The sequence below is a fragment of the Kitasatospora sp. NPDC002551 genome (assembly GCF_040296005.1).
Taxonomy (GTDB): Bacteria; Actinomycetota; Actinomycetes; order Streptomycetales; family Streptomycetaceae; genus Kitasatospora.
In genome coordinates this window covers 55280-63182 of record NZ_JBEOWI010000050.1, presented here as the reverse complement: position 1 = coordinate 63182, position 7903 = coordinate 55280, and the positions used below count along the sequence as shown (strand labels likewise).

Genomic DNA, 7903 nt, shown 5'->3' with positions numbered 1-7903 from the left:
GCTACATCGGCAGCTACCACTACGGCCCCGGCGTGTTCCGGGCCGCCGCCGACCTGCTGGCCCGCGGCGTCCTCGACCTCAACCCGCTGCTCACCGCCGCGCCCGCTCGCGCCGCGACCCCGCCCCGGCGCCTCGGGCCGGTTGTCGGTGCCCCGTGCGAGCATGCGGACCAGGACCCGTCCGCCGCCGACCGCGAGGTGCCCCGCCATGCCCCAGCACGTCCCCGACCGCCTCGAAGACCTGCCCTACGCGGACCACCTGACCCCGCACACCGGGCCGCTGCGCAGCGACGCGCGCTACGACACCGTCCACTTCGACGGCGGCGAGCACACCGACCGGTCGGCGGCCGGCGCGACCTTCCTGGAGTGCGCCCTCACCGGCGTCTCGCTGAGCGGCGTCAAGCTCCGCCAGGCCCGGTTCAACGAGGTCTGGGTGCAGGCCGGCCGATGGGTGGCCTGCGACCTCGCCGACAGCGAGTGGCAGGACAGCGCCGTCACCGGCGGTGTCCTGGCCGGCATCACCGCCCACGGCTCGGCGCTGCGCCGGGTGGTGTTCCGCGGCTGCAAGCTGGAGGCGGTCAACCTGCGCGCCGCCGTGCTGCGCGACGTCGTCTTCGAGGACTGCCTGCTGCGCGACGTCGACTTCGGCGACGCGCGGCTCACCGACGTCACCTTCCCCGGCTCCACCCTGGAGGAGGTCCGGCTGCGCGGCGCCACCCTCGGCAAGGTCGACCTGCGCGGAGCCGCCGCCCTCGGCCTGCCCGACGGACACCAGGGCCTGCGCGGCGCCCTGATCAGCCCCACCCAACTCTTCGAGCTGGCCCCGCAGTTCGCCCAGGCCCTGGGGATCACGGTGCGGGCCTGAGCGGGCGACTCCGCCGTGACAGAGGCTTTGAACGCGTTCACATGAGGAGGTCGGGAGGTTCCGGTCCCGACCCGCGTTCAGCTTCCGGTCGTTCGGTGACGGAAGGGAGAACAGTCCGCCAATCCTGGCGCCCGCACCTGGTGGGGTGGTTCGGGGCGGGTGGAGGATGCTGCGCGATCGAGTGGGCCCCGACTTGTGTGCACAACATCGCCAGTGAAGGGACGGACCGGGCTGATGGCCGAGTTGAGTCGTAGGAAGTTCGTGAGCCTGTCCGGCGCCGCCGCCGCGGGTCTGGCCGTGACCGGTGCCGGGAGCGCCGGCGCCGGGACGCCGGCCGCCGCGCAGGCCCCCGCCGCGGTCCCCGCGTCGGCCACCGCGCCGTCGGCGGCGCCGTCGGCGGCGCCGTCGCGGACCGGCACCCTCGCCGACGCGCGGCACATCGTGATCCTGATGCAGGAGAACCGCAGCTTCGACCACTACTTCGGCATGCTGCGCGGCGTGCGCGGCTTCGCCGACCGCTCCGCCATCCAGATCGCCGGGGGCTACTCCGTCTTCAACCAGCCCAACGGCCTGCTGGCCCGCCAGTACCCGTGGCAGTTCAGTCTCACCAAGCCGGCCGGCGGAGCCGACCCGGAGCGCCTGGCCCAGTGCAACGGCGATCTCAGCCACGGCTGGTCGGACCAGCACCGGGCCTGGAACGGCGGGAAGCTGGACTCCTGGGTGGCGGCCAAGGGCAACGTCCGCACCCTGGGCTTCCTGGCCCGCCAGGACATCCCGTTCCACTACGCGCTCGCGGAGAACTGGACCATCTGCGACGCCTACTTCTGCTCGGTACTGAGCGCCACCGGCCCCAACCGCACCTACCACTGGTCCGGCCAGATCGACCCCTCCGGCACGGCGGGCGGCCCGGCCTACGACGGCGGCGACGAGAAGGGCCTGCGCTGGCAGACCTACGCCGAGGCGCTGGAGAACGCCGGCGTCAGCTGGAAGGTCTACCAGAACGCCGCCGACAACTACGGCGACAACGCCTTGGCCTACTTCACCCAGTTCGCCAACGCGCCGGCCGGCAGCCCGCTCGCGGTCAAGGGCATGGGCTCCGTCCCCAAGGTCACCGGCCGGACCCCGGACGACATCGTCGCCGCGATCAAGGCCGACGTGCTGGCCGGCACCCTGCCGCAGGTCTCCTGGATCGTCCCCAACCAGGAGGTCTCCGAGCACCCGTACGCCACCCCGGCCGACGGCGCGCACTTCGTCCACAACGTGATCGACGCGCTCAACGCGGACCCGGACGTCTTCGACTCGACCGTCCTGTTCCTCAACTACGACGAGAACGACGGCTTCTTCGACCACGTCCCGCCGCCCACCGCCCCGGCGGGCACCCCGGGGGAGTTCCACAACGGCACCAACATCGGCCTCGGCTTCCGCGTGCCGCTGATCGCGGTCTCCCCGTGGACCCGCGGCGGCTGGGTCTCCTCCGAGGTCTTCGACCACACCTCGGTGCTGCGCTTCCTGGAGAAGTGGACCGCCGCCATCGGCCGGCCGGCGAACTGCGTCGGCATCAGCGACTGGCGCCGGCGGGTCTGCGGCGACCTCACCGGCCTGTTCGACTTCGCCAACCCGGTGTACGGCCTGCCCGCGCTGCCCGCCACGGCCGGCGCGGTGGTCGGCATGTCCACCTGCGGCCCGCTGCCCAACCCGGCCCCGGTCGACAACAAGCTGCCCGCCCAGGAGATCGGCACCCGCCCGGCCCGCGCCCTGCCGTACCAGCCCAACGCCAACCTGGACCGCCTGGAGTTCGGCTCGGCCGGCACGATCAAGGTCTGGCTGGCGATGACCAACGCGGGCGCCGAGGCGACCAGGTCCGCGCACTTCGCCGCCTACGCCAACGCCCACCGCGGCGGCGGCCCCTGGCAGTACACGGTGGACCCGGGCGGCAGCCAGAGCGACTTCTTCAACTGCGGCACCGGCTACGGGAGCGGCCAGTACGACCTGAGCGTGGTCGGCCCCAACCGCTTCCTGCGCCGCTTCAAGGGCGACGCCACCAAGGCCGGCAGGAACGCGGCCGTCACCTGCTCCTACGCCGTCGAGCCGGGCAGCGGCAAGCCGGCCGTCTGGTTCAGGCTCGCCAACACCGGCAGCACCGCGCTGACCTTCACCATCACCTCCACCAACTACCGCGCCGACGGCCCCTGGACGTACCAGGTGCCGGCCGGCGGCAGCGTCAGCGACTTCTTCAACGCCGTCGCCTACACCAACGGCTGGTACGACTTCACCGTCACGGTGAACGCCGACAGCGCCTGGTCGCAGCGGTTCACCGGCCACTTGGAGACCGGCGCGGCCAGCGTCAGCGGCTGAGCCCGGCGCGCGCTCACCGGCCCCGGGGGAACCACGGGTCGTGGACCTCCCGGGGCCCGTACGGCGTGAGCAGGGTCAGCGACAGCGGCGAGGCCGCGTACTCGGCCAGCAGCACCGCGCCGTGCCGGGTCTCCAGTTCGGCCTGGACCGGGACCCGCAGCCGGCTGAGCGCCCGGCGCAGGTGCAGCGCGTCGCGCCGGCTCACCGGCTGCGGCGCGCGCAGCACCAGCCGCAGCGGGCTCAGCGGGCCGGCCACCGGTTCGCCGGTGGCCAGCTCGTAGCCGATCGCGCCGATCGGCCCCCAGGCCAGCCGGTGGTCGGCGATCAGCTGCCCGGCGAGCGGCAGCACCGCCAGCGCGGGGATCGCCGCCACCCGCTCGGGCGACAGCAGGGAGATGCGTCCCGGCAGCTGTTCGGGGCGCAGTGTGCGGGCCACCGCCGATCGGGGTGCCAGCGCGTCCAGCCGCTGCCCGCGCCGGGGACCGCGCACCGTCACCGGCAGCCAGGTCTCCGGCGCGGCCGACACGTCCCGGGTGCAGCGCACGGGGTGCGGGGTGTCCGCGGGGGCGCCCGCCACGGCCGGCGCCCGCCCGACCGTGACCCAGGGGTGCGCGCGCAGCACCTGCCGCGCCCAGTCCGGCAGCGCGCCGCCGCCCAGCGGGCGCAGCGAGCTGGGGCACTGCATCAGCAGGAGGTCGTGGACGCCGGGCTGTCGCCCGTCGAGCGCGGCCAGCGAGCCGACCAGCCGGCGCGGTCCGCCGTGCAGTTCCTCACTCGGACGGGGGACGCGGGGGTGGGCGGCGACGGTCACGGCGGGCTCCAGGGGTGGGATCGGGACCGGCTGACGCCCTCCACCCTCCTCCCGCCCCGCCCGGACGGCTACGGCCTTTCGGCGCCCGCGACCCGGGACCAACGGCTCAACGGTGCCCCGGGCGCCCGGCGCCGGCCGCGGGGTGCGGGCCGGGCGCGGCGGTGTGAGAGTGGGGGCAGTCCGGAATTCACCCGGAGGAGGAGTCATGGGCATCTTCGACAGGTTCCGCCACAGGACGCAGCACGCCGCCGAGGAGAGCCGGTCCTCGCTCGGCGAGGGCGCCGAGCGGGACACCACCGCGATGACCGACGCCGCACAGCGCGCCGCCCTGGCCCACGACGAGGCCGCGGACGCCTTCAGCGCCGAGACGGAGAAGGCCCGGGAGGCCCAGGAGACCTCGGCGGTCAGCGAGCGGGAGGCCGAGGAGCGCGCCCGCCAGGACATGACGTCCGAGGGCGACCCCTGGGGCTGACCGCCCGCTGAACCGTCCCGCCGCCCGCTGAACCGCCCCGCCGGCTGCCGCCCGCTGACGCCGGACCGCCCCGCGGCCGTGCCGACGCCGGACCGCCCCGCGGCCGTGCTCACCGTTCCCGGGGCGGCAGCGGCGGGCGCCGCAGGTCGGGCCGCGGCGTGTCCGCCGGCGGCGGGACGGCGGCCGGCACGTCGTCCAGCAGCTCCAGCGCCAGGCGCACCGCCGTCACCAGCTCCGGGTGCCGCCCCGTGGCCCAGTCCCGGGGGGTGCGGAGCACGTGCACGTCCGGCTCGACGCCCCGGTTCTCCACCGAGAAGCCGAGCCCGCCGGTGAACCAGGAGGCGTTCTTCGGCACCGAGATCTGCGTCCCGTCGCCGAGCTGGTGGCGCCCGGTCATGCCGACCACCCCGCCCCAGGTCCGGTTGCCGACCACCGGGCCGAGCCCGAGCAGCCGGATGGCGGCGATGATGACGTCGCCGTCCGAGCTGGTGGCCTCGTCGGCGAGCGCCACCACCGGCCCGCGCGGCGCGTCGCGCGGCCACCGCACGGGTTCCCGGCCGCGGCTGAAGTCCCAGGCCAGGACGCGGCGGGTGAGCTTCTCCAGGACCAGTTCGGAGACGTTGCCGCCGGCGTTGCCGCGCACGTCCAGGACCAGCGCGGGCTTGTCCATCTCCCGCCGCACGTCGCGGTTGAACTGCGCCCAGCCGGATCCGCCGAGGTCCGGGATGTGCAGGTAGCCGCACCGGCCGTCGCTGAACTCCCGGACCAGGGCGCGCCGTTTGGCCACCCAGTCCTGGTAGCGGATGGCCCGCTCGTCGGTGAGCGGGGTGACGGTGATCCGGCGCACGGCGCCGTCCGGGCCGCCCCGGCGCAGGGTGAGTTCGACGCTCGTCCCGCCGGTGCCGGCGAGCAGCGGCACGGGTCCGCGCACCGGGTCGACGGGCCGCCCGGCGACGGCGAGCAGCTCGTCGCCGTCGCGCACGCCGTGGGTGGCGAGCGGGGCGCGGGCGCGCGGGTCGGAGGACTCGCCGGCCAGCACCCGGTCGACCAGCCAGCGTCCGTCGGAGGAGCGGTGGGCGTTGGCGCCGAGCAGGCCGAGCGGCTGCTGGGCGAGCGCGGGCCCCTCGCCGCGCCGGGACGGGGTGACGTAGGCGTGCGAGGTGCCGAGTTCGCCGAGCAGCTCGCGCAGCAGGTCGGCGAAGTCGTCGGGACCGGCGATCCGCTCCAGCAGCGGCTCGTACTGGGCGACCAGGGCGGGCCAGTCCAGCCCGCACATGCCCGCGTCCCAGAACTGGTCGCGCACGATCCGGGCGGCCTCCGCGTAGGCCTGGCGCCACTCGGCGGCCGGGTGCACGGTGTGGGTGATCCGCCGCAGGTCGACGCTGGTGCCGGCGGAGGGGGCGGCGACCGGGACGATCCGCAGGGTGCCGGCCGAGTAGACGGCCACCGAGCCGCCGTCGCCGGAGACCGCGTAGCCGTCGAGCCGGTCGGCGAGCGTGGAGCGGGAGCCGCGGGCCAGGTCGAAGTACTCCAGGGAGGGGCGGCCGGAGGTGTCGTCGGGGTTGGTGAAGGTCTGCCCGAGGACGCCGGAGATCGGCCAGCGCAGCCAGACCAGCCCGCCGCGCACCGCGTCGGTGGCCGAGTACTTGCCGGCCAGCACCGGGAACGGGATCAGCCGCTCGCCGATGCCCTCGGCGTCCACCTCGACGGTGCCGTCGCCGCCGCCGTCGCCGTGCGGGGCGCCGTCCTCGGCGGGGGCGGCGAACGGCGACGGGGTGCCGGCGGTGAGCGGGACGACGTAGGGGCGGCAGCCGAGCGGGAAGGAGAGGTCACCGGTGTGCACGTCGTGCACGGGGTCGAAGCCGCGCCAGGACAGGAAGGCCAGGTAGCGGCCGTCCCGGGTGAAGACCGGCTGCTCGTCCTCGAACCGGCCGTCGGTGACGTCGACCACCGGCCCGGGGACGTCGGCGCGGGTGAGCCGGATGCGGCGCAGCGAGCGGCCGGCGGCGGGCTGGGACCAGGCGATCCAGTGCGCGTCGGGGGAGAAGCGGGCGCTGGTGACCGGTCCGTGGCCGGAGGAGGCGAGTTCGCGCACGCCGCCGTCGGCGGCGGTGACCAGCAGCAGCCGGCCGTCGGAGGTGGTGGCCGCGAGGCGGGCGCCGTCGGGGGCGGCGGTGAGTTCCAGGACGCGGCCGATCCGGCCGGCGGCGAGCACCCGGTGGCCGTGCTGGGAGGGGGCGTGCTCGTGGCCGGGCAGCGGCACGACCTCGACCGCGTCCTCGCCCTCGGCGTCGGTGATCCAGGCGGCCTCGCCGGTGCGGCCGAGCACGACGGGCAGCCGGGTGCGCACGCCGGGGGTGTCGGCGAGCGCCCGGGCCGGGCCGTCGCGGTGGGTGAGCCAGTACTGGCTGCCGCGGACGGTGATCACCCCGGCCCGCCCGGTGGCGTCGCAGGCGAGGTCCTTGACGTGCGAGGCGGCGCTGACCTGGTACGGGCGCCGGCCGGCCCGGGCGCCGCCGAGCGGCACCCGCAGCCGGCGCGGGGCGGGCGCGTCCAGGCCGTCGAGCAGCCAGAGGTCCCCGGCGTGCTGGTAGACGATCCGCACGCCGTCGGTGGCGGCCTCGCGGGCGTAGTAGGAGGCGTGGTCGGTGTGCCGGCGCAGGTCGGTGCCGTCGGGGCGGCAGGAGTAGAGGTTGCCGACGCCCTCGTGGTCGCAGAGGAAGGCGATCCGCCCGCCGTCGGCGGCGGTGACCGGCATCGGGGAGGCGAGGTGCCCGGGCAGGTCGGCGAGGATCTGTGTGCCGTCCACCCAGAGCCGGCCGGTGGCACCGCCCCGGTAGCGCTTCCAGGCGGCGGGCTCGTGCGGGGCGGCGCCGGTGAGCAGCACGGTGTGGGCCGGGCCGACCTGGGCGTCGCCGACCGGGCCCCAGGGCATCCGGCGGGCGGGGCGGCCGTCGGCGGGCAGGGCGTGCGCCCAGGTGTAGTGGCCGAAGGGCTCGTGGTAGGAGGTGACGGCGAGCAGTTCGCCGTCCGGCAGCCAGCCGCGCAGGCGGGTGTCCTGGCTGCCCCAGTGGCTGAGCCGGACGGCCTCGCCGCCGTCGACGGGGGCGGTCCAGATCTCGGGGGCGAGGCTCTGCCAGGCGGTCCAGGCGAGGGTGGCGCCGTCGGGGGAGAGCCGGGGGTGGCTGACCCGGGTGCGGTCGCAGCTGACCCGCCAGGCCCGGCCGGTCGCGGTGGCACCGGGGTCCAGCGGGGCGACCCAGACGTCGTCCTCGGCGGTGAACGCCAGCAGGCCCCCGCGCAGGTGGGGGTAGCGGAGGTAACCGGGCGACGTCACCCCTCCATGCTTCGACGGGGCGTCACGCGCGGCAACCGGAAGGGCCGCCGAGCCGCTGCCCCGG

Annotated in this window: 6 protein-coding genes; 3 read left to right on the top strand and 3 right to left on the bottom strand. The window is 75.8% G+C overall.

The window, feature by feature from the left end; genetic code table 11:
- The coding region (locus ABT093_RS31695; protein WP_350570274.1) for a hypothetical protein at positions 1-209 on the bottom strand (209 nt) is incomplete at its 3' end.
- Between ABT093_RS31695 and ABT093_RS31690 the strand changes: the two genes are divergently transcribed.
- Complete coding sequence (locus ABT093_RS31690) at positions 208-864, top strand: pentapeptide repeat-containing protein (protein ID WP_350570273.1); 657 nt, start codon at positions 208-210, stop codon at positions 862-864. The genes ABT093_RS31695 and ABT093_RS31690 overlap by 2 nt on opposite strands.
- A gap of 234 nt (positions 865-1098) precedes the next feature.
- The gene (locus ABT093_RS31685; RefSeq protein ID WP_350570272.1) at positions 1099-3219 is read left to right on the top strand and encodes a phosphocholine-specific phospholipase C; all 2121 of its coding nucleotides are present in this window, start codon (positions 1099-1101) and stop codon (positions 3217-3219) included.
- Between the two features lie 13 nt (positions 3220-3232).
- Here ABT093_RS31685 and ABT093_RS31680 read toward each other — a convergent pair whose 3' ends face one another.
- Positions 3233-4030: a phosphoribosyl-dephospho-CoA transferase MdcG domain-containing protein gene (locus ABT093_RS31680; protein ID WP_350570270.1), complete on the bottom strand. Its 798-nt coding sequence runs from the start codon at positions 4028-4030 to the stop codon at positions 3233-3235.
- A gap of 205 nt (positions 4031-4235) precedes the next feature.
- Here ABT093_RS31680 and ABT093_RS31675 point away from each other — a divergent pair, with 205 nt between their 5' ends.
- On the top strand, positions 4236-4502 hold the full coding sequence (locus ABT093_RS31675) for a hypothetical protein (RefSeq protein WP_350570268.1): 267 nt from the start codon (positions 4236-4238) through the stop codon (positions 4500-4502).
- A 109-nt stretch (positions 4503-4611) separates the two neighbouring features.
- Here ABT093_RS31675 and ABT093_RS31670 read toward each other — a convergent pair whose 3' ends face one another.
- Positions 4612-7839 (bottom strand): S41 family peptidase, encoded by a 3228-nt coding sequence (locus ABT093_RS31670; protein WP_350570267.1) that lies wholly within the window; start codon positions 7837-7839, stop codon positions 4612-4614.
- Between the last annotated feature and the right edge of the window lie 64 nt (positions 7840-7903).